Raw genomic sequence first — 16,872 nt, forward strand, 5'->3', positions numbered from 1 at the left:
GAAGCGCCTACGCGCCGGTCAGTCCCAGCGACCGCTTGAGGAAGTCGACCTGGAGCAGCAGCAGATTCTCCGCGACCTGCTCCTGCGGAGTCATATGCGTCACCCCGCTCAGCGGCAGCACCTCGTGGGGCCGCCCCGCCGACAGCAGCGCCGACGACAGCCGCAGCGCGTGGGCGACCACCACGTTGTCGTCCGCGAGGCCGTGGACGATCATCAACGGCCTTACCTGCTCGGCGGGTTCGGACAACAGGCCCTCGTCCGTCACCAGGGAGCTGTGGGCGTACACCCCGGGCTGCTCGGCGGGGTCACCGAGATAGCGCTCGGTGTAGTGGGTGTCGTACAGCCGCCAGTCGGTCACCGGGGCGCCGGCGATGGCGGCGTGGAAGACGTCTGGGCGCCGCAGCACCGCGAGCGCCGAGAGGTAGCCGCCGTACGACCAGCCGCGCATGGCGACCTTGGAGAGGTCCAGCGGGAAGCGCTCCGCGAGCGCGTGCAGGGCCTCGATCTGGTCGTCGAGGGTGAGCGGGAAGGCGTCCTTGATCGCCTTCTCCCAGCCGGGCGACCGGCCGGGCGCGCCCCGGCCGTCCGCGACGACCACCGCGAAGCCCTGGTCCGCGAACCACTGCGAGGTGAGGTGGGCGTTGTGCGCGGCGACCACCCGGCGGCCGTGCGGCCCGCCGTACGGGTCCATCAGAACAGGAAGCGGGCCGTCCGACTCCTGGTACCCCGTGGGGAGCAGCACGGCGCACGGAATCCGCCGTGCGCCCCCCTCGGTGAGCTGCACGTTCGCGGAGAGGACCGGCTCCTGCGCGTACGTCGCCACCGTGGCCGTCCGCTTGCCGTCCCGCAGCACCTGAACGGACCGGCCCGGCCGCTCCGGGGACGCCGAGATCAGTACGGTCACCCCGCCCGAACGGACCGCGGAGTGCACTCCCACCCCCTCGGAAATCCTTTCGATACCGAGCTCGTTGACCCGGTACACATGGCTCTGGCCGGTCTCCGGACCGGGGGCCTCCTCACCCGCCGTCGCGGCGACCAGGATGTCCGACTCCCCGATGTCGAGCACCGCCTGAACGTGCAGCCGCGCCCCGGTCAACAGTCGGTCGCCGACCGCGAGCACCCGTGCCCCGCCCTCGTCGGCGATCCGCACGAGCCGCCCGTCCGGCGTCCACGCGGGCACACCGGGGAAAAGATCCAGCCACACCTCGTCCTCGTCGACATGCACCGTGCGCGTCGCGCCGCTCTCCGTGTCGACGGCCAGATGCAGCTGACTGCGCTGGTCGCGGGCCTGCACGAGGAGCAGCGGAGCGCCGGCGGACGACCAGTGCACGTCGGCCAGATACGGATAGCGCACCCGGTCCCAGACCACCTCGGTGCGGGCCCCGTCGAGATCCATGACGAAGAGCCGCACGTCCGCGTTGGGCGACCCCGCCGCCGGGTACGCCGTCTCCGCCGGCTTGCGGCCGGGATGCGCGGGATCGGCGATCCACCAGCGCTGTACGGCGCTGTCGTCGACCCGGGCGACCAGCAGCCGGTCCGAGTCCGGTGACCACCAGAAGCCCCGGGAGCGCTGCATCTCCTCGGCCGCCACGAACTCCGCCAGGCCGTACGAGACGTGTGCGTCCTCCGGTTCGGCGACCGCCCGGTCCCCGTCGCCCTCCGCCCCCACGACCCGCAGCGCCCCCCGCGCGACGTAGGCGATGTGACGGCCGTCGGGGGAGGGCCGCGGGTCGATCACCGGCCCGGGCACCGGCAGTGCCCGCGCCGTCCCGGCCCGCAGCCCGGCCACGTACACCTTCCCCGAGAGCGCGAACGCCGCCAACTCCGCCGCCGCGTCCACCGCGTAGCCGACGATGCCCGCCGAGCCCTCCCGGCTCCGCTCGCGGCGGGCCCGCTCCTGCGGCGACAGCCTCTCCGCCGAACCGCCCAGCAAGGCCTCCGGATCGGCCGCGATCCGCTCCTCGCCGGTCGAGGGATCAAGGACCCACAGCCGGTTCGTCCGGTCGGTGCCGGAGGCCGAGCGCAGGAAGATCACCCGCGTCCCGTCCGGCGAGACGGTGAACGCGCGGGGGGCGCCGCACGTGAATCGCTGAGTCCGTGCGTGCTGACGGGGAAAGGACAGCTTCTGCGAGGTCATGGCCCTGAACTTAGACGGGCCGGCCGGGGTCCGTGCGCCCCTCGTGCTGCTGTGCCCCGAACAATGCGTTGGCACGGATAGTTATGATCCGTAGCGCTCGGTGGGTAAGAACCTGCTGGCTCCATGTGTGCTGCCCGTCCCGACCGTACTGATGGAGGTGAACCGCCGTGGCACTCTCGATTTCGGCGGTGGTGCTGCTGGCGATCGTCGTCTTCCTGCTGATCCGGAAATCCGGACTGAAGGGCGGACATGCGGTGGTCTGCATGTTGCTCGGGTTCTATCTCGCCAGCTCGTCGATCGCACCCACGATCTCGGAGGTGACCTCGAACGTGGCAGGCATGATCGGGGGCATCAAGTTCTGACCCGTGGGGCAGTCGGTGCGTGACGCGGGCGGCTCGTAGGGTGGTCCCCATGAAGGACCTTCCCGCCCGCCGTCTGCTCCTGGTGCACGCGCACCCCGACGACGAGTCGATCAACAACGGCGCCACCATGGCCAGGTACGCGGCCGAGGGCGCCCACGTCACCCTGGTGACGTGCACACTCGGCGAGGAGGGCGAGGTCATCCCGCCGGAGCTCGCTCACCTCGCCGCCGACCGGGACGACACCCTGGGCGCCCACCGCATCGGTGAACTCGCCGCCGCGATGCGGGTGCTCGGGGTCACCGACCACCGCTTCCTCGGCGGCCCCGGCCGGTACCGCGACTCCGGGATGATGGGCACCGAACAGAATCACCGCCCGGGCGCCTTCTGGGACGCCCCGGTGGACGAGGCCGCCGGGCACCTCGTCGAGGTGATCCGCTCGGTGCGCCCCCAGGTCCTCGTCACGTACGACCCCGACGGCGGCTACGGGCACCCCGACCACATCCAGGCCCACCGTGTCGCGATGCGCGCCGCGGACCTGGCCGCCGACCCCGCGTACCGCCCGGCCTCCGGCGCTCCCCACACGATCGCGAAGATCTACTGGAACCGCGTACCGCGCGCGGTCGTGGAAGAGGGCTTCGCCCGGCTGCGGGCCGAAGCCCCGGACACCTTCCCGGGCATCGCGGCCGTCGACGACGTGCCGGGTGTGGTGGACGAGACGCTGATCACCACCGAGATCGACGGTTCGGAGGCGGCCGCGGCGAAGACCGCCGCCATGCGGGCCCACGCCACCCAGATCGCGGTGGACGGCCCCTTCTTCGCCCTTTCGAACGACCTCGGACAGCCCGTTCTCACCACCGAGTACTACCAGTTGGTCCGCGGCACCGCGGAACAGGGCGACGACGGACGCGAACGCGACCTCTTCGCCGGGGTACCGGAACCGGCGGGCACACCGGGAGCGCGGGCATGAACAGCAGACGCCCCCGGGCCTCCTCGCCGTCCCCGCGCACCAACGCGGCGCCCGGGAGCGCCGGACCCACCGGTCTCGCGGCGCCGGTGAACCCCGCCCGGATCGCCGGTTACGTCGGCCTCGCGGTGCTCGGCGCACTCGTCGCCCTCGCGGGCACCCTCGTCCAAGCCGCCTGGTTCCCCGGCGGTTTGCTGATCGCGCTCGCCGCCTGCGCCGCGCTCTTCTACGGCGGCCGGGTGCTGGTGGGGACGCAGCTCGGCGCACTGGCCCCGGCCGCGGGCTGGCTCATCGCGGTGGTCCTCCTGCTCAGTGGACGCCCCGAAGGCGATTACGTCTTCGCGGACGAACTCGGCCTGGCTCTTTTCCTGCTCGGCGGGATGGCTGTCGCTGTGATGTGCGCCACCACGTCGAGAGTGCCTCAATCAGCCACCAACAGCGGCCGACCTGGCCCCTGATGTGCCACGTCCGACCCCGGAATGCCCCCCGCAGGTGTGATGCCGAGGTGGAGGTTTCCCCCGGTGGCGGAGTGTCCGGTGGCGTCGGCCAGTATGGTGGTGCGCGCGCCGAGCCGTCCCCTGGCCTGCGGCATGGGGGAAGTACGGGCGGCGGAGCCAATCGGGAGAACCTGCTTTGAGTCGTGAAACTGACAGTTCGTCCTCCGGGCCCCAGGGGCGCGGCGGAGCCGCGTATCCGTCGGGCACGCCGCCGTACGGAACCCGCCAGTATCCGTCGCTGCACCCGTCGCAGGACGGTCCGGAGGCGACTCCGGAGCCTGCGGAACCGCCGCGGCCCGAGGAGCCCAGAACCGAGACGACGCTGACGACGCGCATCCGGATCAACATCCCGGGGTCGCGTCCCATCCCGCCTGTCGTGATGCGTACGCCGGTGGGTGACGGCGACACGTCCGGCGGCCGTCCCGACGCCGAGCGCACGGGGAGCACGCCGCGTCCCGGCGCCGCGCCGCCGTCCGCTTCCGCTTCCGCTTCCGCCGGGAACGGTGCCGACAACGGTTCGGGCCCGGGCGGGCGGGACGGCGGCGAGGCGTCCGCCGACAAGCCGGCCAGGGAGAAGAGCGGCAGCGACTGGTTCGCGCCGCGCAAGGCCCCCACGACCACCTCGGTGGCCGGCTCGTCCGGCACACCCGCCGAGGGCTCCGGTTCCGGTGCGACCCCGCCGCGCGCGGACCTGCCGTACTTCTCGGACGCCCCGCGCCAGGGCGACCAGGGCGCACCCCGCCCCGGTGGCAGCGCCCTCGACGGGCTCGGCGCCGAGACGCCGGGCGGTCCGGGTGGCCCCGGCGGTGCGGGCGGTCCCGGCGGTCCGGGTGGTCCCGGCGGTGCGGGTGGTCCCGGTGGTCCGCGGTCCACGCCGAACCTCGGTGTGCGTACGCCGGGTCCGGCGGGTCCCACGACCGGTCCCGTCACCGGCAGCTCGTCCCTCACGCCGAACCTCGACGGCGTCCACGGCATGGGCACCGGCCCCGGCGCCGGTGTTCCCGGTGGCCCGGCGGGCGCCCGCTCGCCGTTCGCGCCCAACCCCGGTGGCGTACCGCCGCGGATGTCCGACGACACGGCGATCCTGACGCCGCAGCCGCCGGCCCCCGAGCCCGGATCCGGCGGGCATGTCTCCGGTGACACGCTGACCAGCGGTATCCCCGTCATTCCGACGGACTCCCGCTCGCCGTTCCCGCCCGGCCCCGGCGGGCCGGGAGGCGGGGCGATGGGCAGCGGGCCCGCGGGTCCCGGCGCCATGTCGCCGGCCCCCGCGCCCCGCCCCGCCCCGAAGGCCGCCGCACCCGTGAAGAAGGGCCGCTCCAAGCTGGTCCTGCTCGGCGCGGGCGTCGTCGTCCTGGCGGGTGTCGCGTACGGCGCGGGGCTGCTGCTGAACCACTCCGAGGTACCCAAGGGCACCACGGTCCTCGGCGTCGACATCGGCGGCGGGACGAAGGAGGAAGCGGTCACCAAGCTGGACGCCGCCCTCGGCGAGCGGGCCACGGCCCCCCTCCAGCTGTCCGTGGACGGCAAGACGGAGAAGCTCGTCCCGCAGAAGGCCGGACTCACCCTGGACAGCCAGGAGACCGTCCGCGAGGCCGCGGGCAGCGACTACAACCCGGTCTCGGTGATCGGCTCCCTGTTCGGCGGAGAGCGCCCGGCCGACCCGGTGATCCCCGTCGACGAGGAGAAGCTCGGAGTCGCGCTGACCGACCTGGCCGGCGTCTCCGGTACGGTGCGCGACGGCACGATCACGTTCGCGCCGAACAAGGTCACCGCGGTGCCGGGCAGGACGGGCAAGGCGCTGGACGTCAACCAGTCGCTCATCTCCGTCCGCGACGCCTACCGCGCCCAGGTGCAGACCGGTAAGGCGGGTGTCGTCGAACTGCCGGTCACCAGCCGCGAACCCAGCATCACCCAGGCCGAACTGGACCGGGCGATGAAGGAGTTCGCCAAGCCCGCGATGTCCGGCCTGATCACCATCAAGGCCGGACCCGAGGAGATCCAGTTCGGTCCGGCGCGGTCCCTGCCGCAGATCCTGTCGATGAAGGCGGTCGACGGCCGGCTGGTCGACTCCTACGACAAGAAGGCGATCGACACGCTGCTCGACGGCGTCTTCGACGGCATCATGGCCGTCAAGGGCGACGGCACGAAGCACCAGGTCAGTGCGGACGACGTGGCCCAGGCCATGAAGACCGCCCTGGTCGGGAAGACGACGGCCGAGCGGACCGTCACCATCGACCTGACCGGCAACGGCTGAGCGGCCCCGCCCCACCCGTACGCGCGCCCCCGGCCGGAATTCCGGCCGGGGGCGCCGTCGTGCCACGGGTGTGACACCCTTCCTGCTCCGCACCCCGAGGAGGAGGATTCATGTCCACCACGTGGACTCTGACGATCGACTGCGCCCGCCCGGCCGAGCTGGCCAGGTTCTGGGCGACGGCCCTGGGATACGTCGAGAAGCCCCCGCCGGCCGGCTTCGCCGACTGGAACGCCTGGTTCGCCCACCACGGCGTCCCGGAAGACGAATGGGACGACGGGGCGTACCTCTGCGACCCGGACGGGACGGGCCCCGGCATCTCCTTTCTGAAGGTGCCGGAGTCGAAGGTGGTGAAGAACCGGCTGCACCTGGACGTGCAGGCCGGAGGCGGCCGTGAGACGCCGTGGGAGGTGAGGTGGCCGCGTGTGGTCGCGGCGGTCGAGCGGCTGACGGCCGCCGGGGCGACGGTGATCCGCGAGCACGAGACGCGGGGCAGGCCCGACCACGTGGAGATGGCGGACCCGGAGGGTCACGAGTTCTGCGTCGTCTGACCCCTGTCGGTGTCCCGCTACCGGGTGGTGGAGACGTAGGCGAGGAGGCCCACGACGCCGACGGCGCAGACGATGACGACCCAGGACGTGAAGCTCGTGTGCCTCGGCCTCCGCGGCTTACGAGGTCTGCGCCCCTTGCCTCCGCCCCGGCCCGGCTCGGCGGTCCGGGCCGGCCGGCCCGAGTCGGCGGCGGCGTCCGCCAGCAACCGGCGGCAGGTCGCCGCCAGTTCGCTCGTACCGGCGTCGAGGCTCACGATCCGCTCCGAGCGTGCCGGGGCGGTCGTGCCCCCTTCGAGGATGCGGCCGACCCGGATCAGGGCCTCGTTGCGGCCCCCGGTGGGCGCCAGGCTGATCCAGCGCTGGACGTGTTCGCCGCGAATGACGAAGCCGCCGCCCCGCTCCCGGTACACGGTGTGTTCCCGCCACAGGACATTGGCCAACTCCGTGGCCGTCTCCCTGAGTTGCGTATCCACGCCCTCCCCCTCCGCAGTGCCCCAGATTCGAACAAGCACATGACTTTAGCCATAGGGGCACGTCGGGGCCGCGCCGGGGCCGGACGGTGCGCGCGGCCGTCGGCTCGTCGCCCGTGCGTACAATCCGCCGATGACCGGCACCGATGCACGCCTCACCGTCCTGGGCAGCGCGACGCCCTTCCCGAGCGCCGACAACGCCTGTTCGGGCTATCTGCTTTCCGCCGGGGACACGCACGTGTGGATGGACGCGGGTACGGGAACGCTGGCCGGGCTCCAACGGCACATCGCGTTCGAGCGGCTGGACGCCATCTGGATCTCGCATCTGCACGCGGACCACACCGCGGATCTGCTCACCGCCTTCTACGCCGCGCTCTACTCCGGCATCCGTCTCCCCGCGCCCGTCCCGCTGTACGGCCCGCCCGGGATCGCCGGCCGGCTGGCGCACTTCCTCACCAACTCCGCCCGGCGCAGCCCCATCGAGTCGGCCTTCGACGTGCACGAACTGCACGACGGGCACCGCGTGCGCGTCGGCCCCCTCGAACTCACCAGTGCCGCGGTCGCCCACGGGATGCCCGCCTTCGCCGTACGGGTCGAGGACAAGGGTGTGGGCGGGGGCGGTGTGCTCGTCTACTCGGGGGACACGGCGCCCTGCGAGTCCCTGGTCGCGCTGGCCGCCGGATGCGACGTGCTGCTGTGCGAGGCGGACAGCGCCGCGGTGACGGCCGGTGAGCCGCCGGTGCACCACACACCCGAGGAGGCGGGGGAGACCGCGCGCCGCGCGGGCGCGCACCGGCTCGTGGTGACGCACGTCGGCCCCGGCATGACGCCCGAGGACGCGGTGTCGCGTGCGGAGACCTCCTACGGCGGGCCGGTCGAACACGCCGCCCCGGGGGCTTCGTTCGCCCTGCGCCGGGCGGCGGCCGGGCAGCGCGCCTGACCGGCGGTCACCGGCACGGTTCCGCCCGAGGGCCGGGTCAGTCGTCGAGATCGATCCGGATGGTCAGCAGATTCGTCCCGACCGCCCGGACGGCGGCGCTGTTGAACCACGGCAGCCTCCGGAGCCGCGCCCGGGGGTCGTCCTGCGGAAGGAGGTGGGCGGTGCCCGTGTGCCACCGACTCCCGAGCCGGACCCGGACCCGCGGGTCGGCCTGGATGTTGCGGACGTACTGCGCCTTCTCGCCGAACTCCGAGACGATCCAGAAGGCCTGTCCGACGCGGCGACCGCCGACCGGTGTGCGCCGGGGCAGTCCGGACGTGCGCCCCGTCGTCTCCAGGAGGCACTGCGCGGGCAGCCGGGTGGCGACCGGGTTCACGACACGCCTCTGGAGCGTGGTGACAGCCCGGAACTTGAACTCGCGGTAGCGCGACATACGTGGTCCTCCCGATCTCCGACTGGCTTCGCCCTCAGGCGCGTTCGACGAGGCGGGCCGCCGCCGAGCGTGCCGAGGCCAGGGCTCGTGCGCGCTCGGACTCACGCTGCCCCAGGACCACCCGGGTGCTCAAGCCGTCCAGCAGGGCCAGCAGTTCGGACGCGCGGGACGGGATGTCCAGGGTGGCCGAGAACCTGGACTGGGCCACCCCCTTGGCGAGGAGCGCCTCCAGGTCCTCCTGCCAGGCCCGGTCCATCTCCTCCTGGGCCCGGCGCAGCGGATCGCTCGCCGGGATACGCGCCCAGAGTTCGATCCACAGGGTCCAGCGCGGATCGCGCGGCCCGCGCGGCAGGTACAGCTCCAGGAAGAGGTCGAGCTTGCGCTCCGCCGTCACCCGGCGGGACAGCAGGGCCCCGCGCTCCTCGGTGAGCGCGGCCTCGCTCCAGCGCAGGGCTTCCAGCAGCAGCCGGTCCTTGCTGCCGAAGTAGTACAGGATGTGGCCGCCGCTGGTGCCGAGCCGCTCGGCGAGGGCGGACATGGTCAGCGCCGCCAGGCCGTCCTCGGCGATGGCCGCCATGGCCTCCTCGAGCATCCGCTCCTGGGCGATGTGCCCGTCGCGCCGTCGTGCCGCTCCCGCCACCCGCTTCGCCCTTCGTCCCCGACGCCCTCCGTCTCAGCCCGACCCTATCCGCCCCTCCGCACGGATTCCCGCCGGAGGTCTTGACGTCCGGGCGGAGACAGCGCATCTTGAATGCCGTTCAAGGAAATTGAACGGCATTCAAGGTACGGAGGAGGGGCGAAGCGCATGATCGAGCCGCAGACAGCCACCGGCACGGCCGGCACCACCGGCGCCGCGGTCGCGAGCGACGAGGTGTTCCGGGTCGAGAAGCACGGCATCGACCCCATCCCGGACGAGGAGCGGCACGGCAGTGCCAAGGACCTCTTCTGGCTCTGGTTCGGCTCCAACCTCACCTTCACCTACGTGATCAACGGGGCCCTGGCCGTCGCCTTCGGACTCTCCTTCTGGCAGGCCACCGCGGTCGTGATCGTCAGCGGACTGGCCTTCTTCGCCATCAGCGCGGCAGGTCTCAGCGGCATCCGTACGGGCACCGCGACCCTCGTCATCTCCCGTGCCGCCTTCGGTGTCCGGGGCAACCTCCCCGCCGGGGTGCTCAACTGGGTGGTGAGCATCGGCTACACCATCCTCAACACGGTGGTCGGCACCCTCGCACTCGAGGTCTTCTTCGCCGACCTCGGCTGGCACGGCGGTGACGCCGCACGCGCCCTCGCCCTGCTGATCACCCTCGCCCTGACCTTCGTCGTGGCCATGTGGGGGCACGCGACCGTGCAGTTCGCCGAACGCTGGATGGCCTACGTCCTGGCCATCGGCTTCGCCGCCCTGCTGGTCTTCGTCCTGCCCGGCGCGGACACCGCCGCCCCCTCGGCGGCCCCGGGGGCCTCCGGCTGGAGCCTGGCCTTCGTCGTGATGCTGGCCAGCCCCTTCTCGTACCTGCCGATGCCCGCCGACTACACCCGCTACCTGCCGCGCACCACCTCGCTGCGCTCGATCACCTGGAGCGGTGCGCTCGGCGGCTTCCTCTCCTCGGTCGCCCTCGGTATCGCGGGCGTCGCCGCGGCCACGCAGACGGACATGACCGACTCCGTCTCGGGGGCCGAGTCGTTGCTGCCCGGCTGGTTCCAGCCGCTCTTCCTGGCTCTCGTCCTCGGCGGCTCCGTCACCAACTCGATCATCACCCTCTACTCGTCGAGCCTGAACCTCCAGGTCCTCGGCATCCCCTGGAACCGGGCGAAGGCCATCGTCATCAGCGCCGCCGTCACCGCGCTCGGCTCCCTGGGCGCCCTGTTCCTCACCGACTTCACCGAGTCGCTGCTCTCCTTCCTGTCCCTGCTGATCATCGTCTTCGCGCCCTGGGGCGGTGTCTTCCTCGCCGACATGCTGCTGCGCCGCTGCCGGTACGACACCGAGGCCCTGCACGCCGGCCGCGAGGGCGCGTACTGGTACCGCTCCGGCTACCGCCCCTCCGGCATGACCGCCCTCCTCGCCGGCATGGTCTTCGCCGCGCTCACCTGCGACTCCGAGCTCTGGACGGGGCCGCTGGTCGCCCCGCTCGGCGGCGCCGACCTCACCCTGCTCGGCGCGGTCGTCTCCGGGCTCGTCCACTGGGCGCTGGCGCGCCGCGAAACGACCGTCCGGCCCGCCTGACGCACCGCCGGTCCGAACCACCCGTACCACCACTGGAGTCCGAACCCCGATGAACCCCCGCACCGCCCCCGCCACCCCCGCCGACCTGGTCCTGACCGGGGCCCGCATCCACACCGTCGACCCCGCGCTGCCCGAGGCACAGGCACTCGCCGTCCTGGACGGCCGGATCGTCTGGCTCGGACCCGACACCGGCGCGGCCGACTGGACCGGCCCGGACACGGAGCTGATCGACGCGGGCGGGCGGCTGGTCCTGCCCGGCTTCATCGACGCCCACAACCACGTCCGCCTCGGCTCCGACGGCGCCTGCGTGCAGCTCGCCGGGGTACGGACCCTCGACGGCATCCACGAGCGCATCCGCACCTGGCACGCGGCCCACCCCGACGCCGAGTGGATCGAGGGCGAGGCGTTCGACTACTCGGCGATCCCCGGCGGCCGGATGCCGCGGGCGGCCGACCTGGACCCCGCCACCGGCGACACCCCCGCCTTCGTCCTCAGCTACGACGTGCACACCGCCTGGCTGAACACGGCCGCCCTGCGCCGCCTCGGTATCGACAGGGACCGTACGAGCCTGCCGTTCGGAGAGGCCGAGACCGATCCGGTCACCGGCGAACCCACCGGCTTCGTCAAGGACTTCGCTGTCAAGGGGCTCTCCCGCGACGGGCACCGGGCGCTGCGCGAGCTCGGTGTCCCGTGGGCCGCCCCCGACCGCCAGTACGGGCGCCTGGCCAAGAGCCTCGACGACGCGATCGGGTACGGCATCACGACGGTCGTCGAACCGCAGAACTCCCTCGACGACCTCGCCCTGTTCGAGCGGGCCCGGGCCGAGGGACGGCTGCGCTCCCGGATCGTCGCCGCGCTCTTCCACCCGCGCGGCACCACCGCCGCCGACCTCGACGACTTCGCGGCCGCCGCACGGCGGTTCGACGACGACCGGCTGCGGGTCGGCCCGCTCAAGCTCTACATCGACGACGTCGTCGAGCCCCGCACGGCCGCGCTGCTGGAGCCGTACGCCGGATGCGGCCACCACCGGGGCGAGACCTTCTACCCGGCCGAGGAGTTCGCCGGACTGCTGGCGGAGCTGGACGCGCGCGGGTTCCAGTGCTTCGTGCACGCGACGGGGGACCGCGGCATCCGTACGGTCCTGGACGCCGTCGAGCACGCCCGCACGGTCAACGGCCCGCGCGACGCGCGCCACCAGGTCGTCCACGTCGAATGCCTCGACCCCGCCGACGTACCGCGCTTCGCGGAGCTGGGCGTGGTCGCCTGCATGCAGCCGAGGCACTGCGCACCGGAGATCGCCGGCCCGGGCCAGGACTGGGCGGAGAACGTCGGACCGGACCGCTGGCACAAGGCCTGGCCGATGCGCAGCCTGCACGAGGCCGACGCCGTGCTCGCCTTCTCCAGCGACTGGAACGTCGCCGAGATGGACCCGATGGCGGGCATCTACACCGCCATCACCCGCCGCCCCCTCGGCGGCGGGGAGGCCTGGCAGCCGGGCGAGACCGTCGACGTGGAGACCGCGGTGCACGGCTACACGATGGGCTCCGCGTACGCCAACTTCCTCGAAGGGGAACGGGGCTCCCTGACGGTCGGCAAACTCGCCGACTTCGTGGTGCTGTCCCGGGACATCCTGCGAGCCGCCCCCGAGGACATCCCCGGCACGGTCGCCGAGACGGTCGTGGTCGGCGGAGCCGTCGTGCACCGCTCAAGCGCCGGACGGGCCTGATCTTCGAGCCCGTCCGGGGTTTGAGGGAGCGGTGACCGGGCGGCCCGGTGAACCTGGCCGGTCACGGCCCTAGTTCAGCCGCGCCCTGGCCGCCTGGGCGCGGCGTCGCACCGCGTCCGCCGTCGCCGGTTCGACCGCCTCCACGACCTCCGCGTACGCCTCCATCTCCGCCGCCCCGCGCACGAACTCCCCCCGCTGTACGAGGAGCTGGGCCCGCTCGTAGCGCAGCCTCGCCGGATGGGAGGGCAGCAGCAGCGACAGTTCGAGCGCCCACAGCGCCACGTCCGTGCGCTCGGGGCGGGCGGCCGCCCAGGCGCGGATGTTGTTCAGAATCCGCAGGACGACCTCCAGCGGCCTGGCGGGCACCAGCATCGACGGCTCCAGCGGCTCCCCGGTCGCACCGGCCACCAGCAGCTCCGCGTCCTGCCCGCTCATCGGCGCACCACCCGCGAACGGGTCGGCCAGCACCCGTTCCTCCGGATCACCGAAACCGACCACGAAATGGCCGGGCAGCGCCACCCCGTACACCGGTGTGCCCGCCCGCCTGGCGACCTCGATCCACACCACCGAGAGCAGGATCGGCAGCCCGCGCCGCCTCCGCAGCACCTGCTGGAGCAGGGAGGACTCCAGCCGCTGGTAGTCGCGCGCCGAGCCGGCGAAGCCGCAGCGCTCGCCCAGCAGTTCGGCGAGCACGGAGGCCCACGAACGGGCACCGCGCGCCCCGTAGGGCAGCAGCCCGGCCAGCCGGTCCAGCTCGATCTGCGCCGCGTCGATGCCGTACGGATCAGGGCCCGCGGTGTCCGCCGACCCCGCGGGGACCGCCTCCGCGCCCAGCAGCAGGCACAGCAGGGCGAGATCCGGCCGCTCGGCGCGTGCCTCGTCGGCGAACCGCCGCCTGCGTCCGTCCTCGTCCGATTCCTCAGCGCTCATGTCCGACCCGTACCCCGCTACGCCGAGCGGAAGTGGTGGTAGCGGTGGTGGGCGGCGAAATCCATGCCGTCGTACAGCGCGCCGGCCGCACCGTTGTCCGTCTCCACCTGGAGCCAGGCCGCCGACGCCCCCTCGTCCAGCGCCCTGCGGGCCAGCGCGGTCATCACGGCCGTGGCGAGGCCCAGGCGCCGGTGCTCAGGCCCCACCTCGACCGCCATGAAGCCGGCCCAGCGCCCGTCCACCACACACCGGCCGATCGCCGCGGGGGTGTCGCTCCCCCCGGCGTCCGGCACGGACGCGAACCACACGGACGGGCCGCTGTTCAGGACCGCGAGCACCTCCGGACCCGGCGTCCCGAAGCGCTGGTACCTGGACAGCCACGCCGCGTCGGTCCCGCGGCTCAGCCGCACCTGCCCGGTGTCCGCGTCCCGGTCACCGATCGGTGCCAGCGCCGCCACGCGTACCTCGGCGGACACCTCGCGCTGCCAGCCGCGCCGCTCCAGGTCCGCGCACAGCCGCTCCTGCGCCCCCTCCGCACCGGTCGCGGCCTGGATGTACGCGGGCAGCCCCCGGGCCCCGTACCAGTCACGGACGCGGTCGAGCGCCTCGTCGAGCGGAAGGCCGGGGTCGCCCAGCGGGAGCACGGAGTTGGCGCGCCGGGTGAATCCGTTCGCGGCGCGCAGCCGCCAGTCGCCCAGCGGCTCGCTCTCCACCGGCTGCCAGGCGCGGGCGGTGATCCGGGCCAGCTCGTCGAACGAGGCCGCCGGGCCCCGGCGGCGGGCCGGAGCGGACGGGACGACCTTCCCGGCTACCAGAGACGGTTCCGCGATGTGGACGGTTTCCCCACTCTTCGGTGTGATCGACAACACACCGCTGTCCCATGATGTGAGAACCCCGACCGCGTCAGTAAATTTCCAGCCACCCTCGGAGCTGGCTGATCGTCGTCGTACAGATACGCGTTTTCCCACGTCAGATGGGGTGATGCGGACCTCCAGCCGTCCGCCCATGGTGAATTCCACAGCTGTGTCCGCCCCTCCTGTTCGGTTCGTGCCCGGGAACGGAGATACTAGGGGCGGGCATCGACGACGCCGCGCTCCCGCGCGAGAGCCAACGCCCTACCGAGGAGGAACGACAGCGTGACCTACGTCATCGCGCAGCCTTGTGTCGACGTAAAGGACAAGGCCTGCATCGAAGAGTGCCCCGTCGACTGTATCTACGAGGGCCAGCGGTCCTTGTACATCCACCCGGACGAATGCGTCGACTGCGGAGCGTGTGAGCCGGTCTGTCCGGTCGAGGCCATCTTCTACGAGGACGACACCCCGGAGGAGTGGAAGGACTACTACAAGGCCAACGTGGAGTTCTTCGACGACCTCGGATCGCCCGGTGGCGCCTCCAAGCTCGGTCTCATCGAGCGCGACCACGCGTTCATCGCCGCACTGCCGCCGCAGAACGGCTGAGCAGCTTCAGGCGCCGCCCGGTCCCGTACGGCTTGTCACCGTGCGGGACCGCGGTGTTTTCCGGCCCGGCCCGCCCACCGCTCCGCCGCCGCGGGTAGCCCGGGCCCGCTCGTGACCCACGTACGAGAAATACGCAGAAAGCAGAGACCCGTGTCTGGCGCAGTCTCCTCCCGTCTCCCGGTCTTTCCCTGGGACAAGCTCACGCCCTACAAGTCGACCGCTGCCGCCCACCCGGACGGCATCGTGGACCTGTCCGTCGGCACGCCCGTCGACCCGGTGCCCGAGCTGATCCAGCGGGCCCTCGTCGCCGCGGCCGACAGCCCCGGCTATCCGACGGTGTGGGGGACCGAGGCCCTGCGTGACGCCCTCACGAGCTGGGTGGAGCGGCGCCTCGGCGCGGTCTCCGTGGCGCACGAGAACGTCCTGCCGGTGGTCGGCTCCAAGGAACTGGTGGCCTGGCTGCCGACCCAGCTCGGCCTCGGCGCGGGCGACAAGGTGGCCTACCCCCGGCTCGCCTACCCGACGTACGAGGTGGGCGCCCGGCTCTGCGGCGCCGAGCCCGTCGCGTACGACACCGAGGCGTTCGCGGCCGACCCCGGGGGCGCCGGCCTCGACCCGGCCGGACTCAAGCTGCTCTGGCTCAACTCGCCGTCCAATCCCACCGGCCGCGTGCTGTCCAAGGACGAGCTGATCCGGATCGTCGCCTGGGCCCGCGAGCACGGCGTACTGGTCTTCAGCGACGAGTGCTACCTCGAACTGGGCTGGGAGGCCGAGCCGGTCTCCGTGCTCCACCCGGACATCTGCGGCGGTACGTACGAGGGCGTCGTCGCCGTCCACTCGCTCTCCAAGCGCTCCAACCTCGCCGGATACCGCGCGGCGTTCATCGCCGGTGACGCGGCCGTCCTCGGTGAGCTGCTGCTGATCCGCAAGCACGGCGGGATGATGGCTCCCGCCCCGGTCCAGGCGGCCACGATCGCCGCGCTCGGTGACGACGCGCATGTCGCCGAGCAGCGCGTCAGGTACGCGGAGCGGCGTGCGGCGCTGCGTGCGGCGCTGGAGGCGCACGGCTTCCGGATCGAGCACAGCGAGGCGAGCCTGTATCTGTGGGCGACGCGCGACGAGCCGTGCTGGGAGACCGTGGCGTACCTCGCGGAGCTCGGCATCCTGGTGGCGCCGGGCGACTTCTACGGGCCGGCCGGTGACCGCTTCGTGCGGGTGGCCTTCACGGCGACCGACGAGCGGGTGGCGGCCGCCGTCAAGCGGCTGTCCTGACGGCTCGGCACACGACAGCGAAGGGCCTCGGGAGTGCGCACTCCCGAGGCCCTTCGCGTGGTGCTGTGCTGCGTGGTGCGCAGCGGTGGGGTCAGTTGAGCGGCAGGCCCTGAACGGGCAGCCCGCCCAGGCTGTCGGTCGGCAGGCCGCCGCCGACGCTGTCGGTGGGCAGGCCGCCCTCGGTGGCGGAACCGGCGGCCGAGCCGAGGATCTCCCCTGCGTGGCCCGCGGTCTGGCCGGCGGTCTCCTGGGCGGCCGGAGCGGCGACGGCGCCCGCCTTGCCGACGGTCTTGCCGGCGGCCGGGACAGCCGTTCCGACGATCTTGCCGCCGGTGTCACCGGCGGCCTGGGTGCCCTGCTGGGAGGCGCCGTCGATGGTGTTGCCGAGGCCGGCACCGTCCAGGGAGGTCAGGCCGCCCAGGTTCGGGGTCTGCGGGAGCCCCGCGGCACCTGCTGCGCCGGCCGCACCGACCACGGGGGCCGCACCTGCGGCGATCAGCAGCGCGGCGCGGGCGATCCGACGGGTCAGGGGGAGGGACATGATGCTCCTTCGGCGGTGGTCAAGCAGTGATCGGACGCACTGACAACCGGTCCGGGGGCGGGGAAGGTTGCGGTGGGCGAAGGTAAAGACTGAGTAATGCGTCCGATAATCCGC

Annotated in this window: 17 protein-coding genes; 10 read left to right on the top strand and 7 right to left on the bottom strand. The window is 72.7% G+C overall.

Annotated elements, in window-relative coordinates; all coding sequences use genetic code 11:
- Window positions 1–7: 7 nt before the first annotated feature.
- A complete protein-coding gene (locus tag AC07FA_RS13930; RefSeq protein WP_479075480.1) occupies window positions 8–2,137 on the bottom strand; it encodes a S9 family peptidase in 2,130 nt (709 codons plus the stop codon).
- A 167-nt stretch (window positions 2,138–2,304) separates the two neighbouring features.
- Here AC07FA_RS13930 and AC07FA_RS13935 point away from each other — a divergent pair, with 167 nt between their 5' ends.
- The 5 genes from AC07FA_RS13935 (at window position 2,305) to AC07FA_RS13955 (ending at window position 6,765) form a co-directional block, all read left to right on the top strand.
- Window positions 2,305–2,499, top strand: coding sequence for a hypothetical protein (locus tag AC07FA_RS13935; RefSeq protein WP_014154257.1), 195 nt, complete (start codon window positions 2,305–2,307; stop codon window positions 2,497–2,499).
- Between the two features lie 49 nt (window positions 2,500–2,548).
- Entirely contained in the window at window positions 2,549–3,466 is a 918-nt protein-coding gene (gene mshB, locus AC07FA_RS13940) for an N-acetyl-1-D-myo-inositol-2-amino-2-deoxy-alpha-D-glucopyranoside deacetylase (RefSeq protein ID WP_479075482.1), read from the top strand.
- Window positions 3,463–3,921: a DUF6113 family protein gene (locus AC07FA_RS13945; protein ID WP_479075484.1), complete on the top strand. Its 459-nt coding sequence runs from the start codon at window positions 3,463–3,465 to the stop codon at window positions 3,919–3,921. Before mshB ends, AC07FA_RS13945 begins: the two co-directional genes overlap by 4 nt.
- A gap of 175 nt (window positions 3,922–4,096) precedes the next feature.
- A complete protein-coding gene (locus tag AC07FA_RS13950) occupies window positions 4,097–6,217 on the top strand; it encodes a peptidoglycan binding domain-containing protein (protein WP_479075485.1) in 2,121 nt (706 codons plus the stop codon).
- Window positions 6,218–6,327: 110 nt separating this feature from the next.
- Window positions 6,328–6,765 (top strand): VOC family protein, encoded by a 438-nt coding sequence (locus AC07FA_RS13955; RefSeq protein WP_479075486.1) that lies wholly within the window; start codon window positions 6,328–6,330, stop codon window positions 6,763–6,765.
- Between the two features lie 17 nt (window positions 6,766–6,782).
- On the opposite strand, the gene AC07FA_RS13960 is transcribed toward AC07FA_RS13955, so the two are convergent.
- A complete protein-coding gene (locus AC07FA_RS13960) occupies window positions 6,783–7,238 on the bottom strand; it encodes a hypothetical protein (protein WP_479075488.1) in 456 nt (151 codons plus the stop codon).
- Window positions 7,239–7,368: 130 nt separating this feature from the next.
- Here AC07FA_RS13960 and AC07FA_RS13965 point away from each other — a divergent pair, with 130 nt between their 5' ends.
- Window positions 7,369–8,175 carry an MBL fold metallo-hydrolase gene (locus AC07FA_RS13965; RefSeq protein WP_479075489.1) on the top strand — a complete coding sequence of 269 codons (807 nt, stop codon included), beginning with the start codon at window positions 7,369–7,371 and terminating at the stop codon, window positions 8,173–8,175.
- A gap of 37 nt (window positions 8,176–8,212) precedes the next feature.
- On the opposite strand, the gene AC07FA_RS13970 is transcribed toward AC07FA_RS13965, so the two are convergent.
- Together AC07FA_RS13970 and AC07FA_RS13975 are read right to left on the bottom strand one after the other, a co-directional pair.
- Entirely contained in the window at window positions 8,213–8,608 is a 396-nt protein-coding gene (locus AC07FA_RS13970; protein ID WP_479075491.1) for a nitroreductase/quinone reductase family protein, read from the bottom strand.
- A gap of 34 nt (window positions 8,609–8,642) precedes the next feature.
- Window positions 8,643–9,248, bottom strand: a complete 606-nt coding sequence (locus AC07FA_RS13975) for a TetR/AcrR family transcriptional regulator (protein ID WP_479075493.1) — start codon at window positions 9,246–9,248, stop codon at window positions 8,643–8,645.
- 165 nt (window positions 9,249–9,413) lie between these two features.
- Between AC07FA_RS13975 and AC07FA_RS13980 the strand changes: the two genes are divergently transcribed.
- Both AC07FA_RS13980 and AC07FA_RS13985 read left to right on the top strand, forming a co-directional pair.
- Window positions 9,414–10,832 carry a purine-cytosine permease family protein gene (locus tag AC07FA_RS13980; RefSeq protein WP_479075494.1) on the top strand — a complete coding sequence of 473 codons (1,419 nt, stop codon included), beginning with the start codon at window positions 9,414–9,416 and terminating at the stop codon, window positions 10,830–10,832.
- A gap of 49 nt (window positions 10,833–10,881) precedes the next feature.
- Window positions 10,882–12,558 (top strand): amidohydrolase, encoded by a 1,677-nt coding sequence (locus AC07FA_RS13985; RefSeq protein WP_479075495.1) that lies wholly within the window; start codon window positions 10,882–10,884, stop codon window positions 12,556–12,558.
- A gap of 69 nt (window positions 12,559–12,627) precedes the next feature.
- On the opposite strand, the gene AC07FA_RS13990 is transcribed toward AC07FA_RS13985, so the two are convergent.
- Entirely contained in the window at window positions 12,628–13,488 is an 861-nt protein-coding gene (locus tag AC07FA_RS13990; RefSeq protein WP_479075497.1) for a transglutaminase-like domain-containing protein, read from the bottom strand.
- Window positions 13,489–13,505: 17 nt separating this feature from the next.
- On the bottom strand, window positions 13,506–14,507 hold the full coding sequence (locus AC07FA_RS13995; protein ID WP_479075498.1) for a GNAT family N-acetyltransferase: 1,002 nt from the start codon (window positions 14,505–14,507) through the stop codon (window positions 13,506–13,508).
- Window positions 14,508–14,624: 117 nt separating this feature from the next.
- Between AC07FA_RS13995 and fdxA the strand changes: the two genes are divergently transcribed.
- Both fdxA and dapC read left to right on the top strand, forming a co-directional pair.
- Window positions 14,625–14,945 carry a ferredoxin gene (gene fdxA / locus AC07FA_RS14000; protein WP_156692533.1) on the top strand — a complete coding sequence of 107 codons (321 nt, stop codon included), beginning with the start codon at window positions 14,625–14,627 and terminating at the stop codon, window positions 14,943–14,945.
- A gap of 150 nt (window positions 14,946–15,095) precedes the next feature.
- The gene (gene dapC, locus AC07FA_RS14005) at window positions 15,096–16,217 is read left to right on the top strand and encodes a succinyldiaminopimelate transaminase (protein ID WP_479075499.1); all 1,122 of its coding nucleotides are present in this window, start codon (window positions 15,096–15,098) and stop codon (window positions 16,215–16,217) included.
- A 91-nt stretch (window positions 16,218–16,308) separates the two neighbouring features.
- Here the strand turns inward: dapC and AC07FA_RS14010 are convergent, their stop codons facing one another.
- Entirely contained in the window at window positions 16,309–16,758 is a 450-nt protein-coding gene (locus tag AC07FA_RS14010; protein WP_479075501.1) for an ATP-binding protein, read from the bottom strand.
- Between the last annotated feature and the right edge of the window lie 114 nt (window positions 16,759–16,872).

The organism is Streptomyces sp. NPDC045968 (genome assembly GCF_056430475.1).

Coding starts and splice junctions, on each gene's coding strand:
- AC07FA_RS13980 (WP_479075494.1), top strand. CDS start 9,414: ATGATCGAGCCGCAGACAGCCACCGGCACGGCCGGCACCACCGGCGCC.
- AC07FA_RS13945 (WP_479075484.1), top strand. CDS start 3,463: ATGAACAGCAGACGCCCCCGGGCCTCCTCGCCGTCCCCGCGCACCAAC.
- AC07FA_RS13930 (WP_479075480.1), bottom strand. CDS start 2,137: ATGACCTCGCAGAAGCTGTCCTTTCCCCGTCAGCACGCACGGACTCAG.
- AC07FA_RS13965 (WP_479075489.1), top strand. CDS start 7,369: ATGACCGGCACCGATGCACGCCTCACCGTCCTGGGCAGCGCGACGCCC.
- mshB (WP_479075482.1), top strand. CDS start 2,549: ATGAAGGACCTTCCCGCCCGCCGTCTGCTCCTGGTGCACGCGCACCCC.
- AC07FA_RS13955 (WP_479075486.1), top strand. CDS start 6,328: ATGTCCACCACGTGGACTCTGACGATCGACTGCGCCCGCCCGGCCGAG.
- AC07FA_RS13970 (WP_479075491.1), bottom strand. CDS start 8,608: ATGTCGCGCTACCGCGAGTTCAAGTTCCGGGCTGTCACCACGCTCCAG.
- AC07FA_RS14010 (WP_479075501.1), bottom strand. CDS start 16,758: ATGTCCCTCCCCCTGACCCGTCGGATCGCCCGCGCCGCGCTGCTGATC.
- AC07FA_RS13990 (WP_479075497.1), bottom strand. CDS start 13,488: ATGAGCGCTGAGGAATCGGACGAGGACGGACGCAGGCGGCGGTTCGCC.
- AC07FA_RS13985 (WP_479075495.1), top strand. CDS start 10,882: ATGAACCCCCGCACCGCCCCCGCCACCCCCGCCGACCTGGTCCTGACC.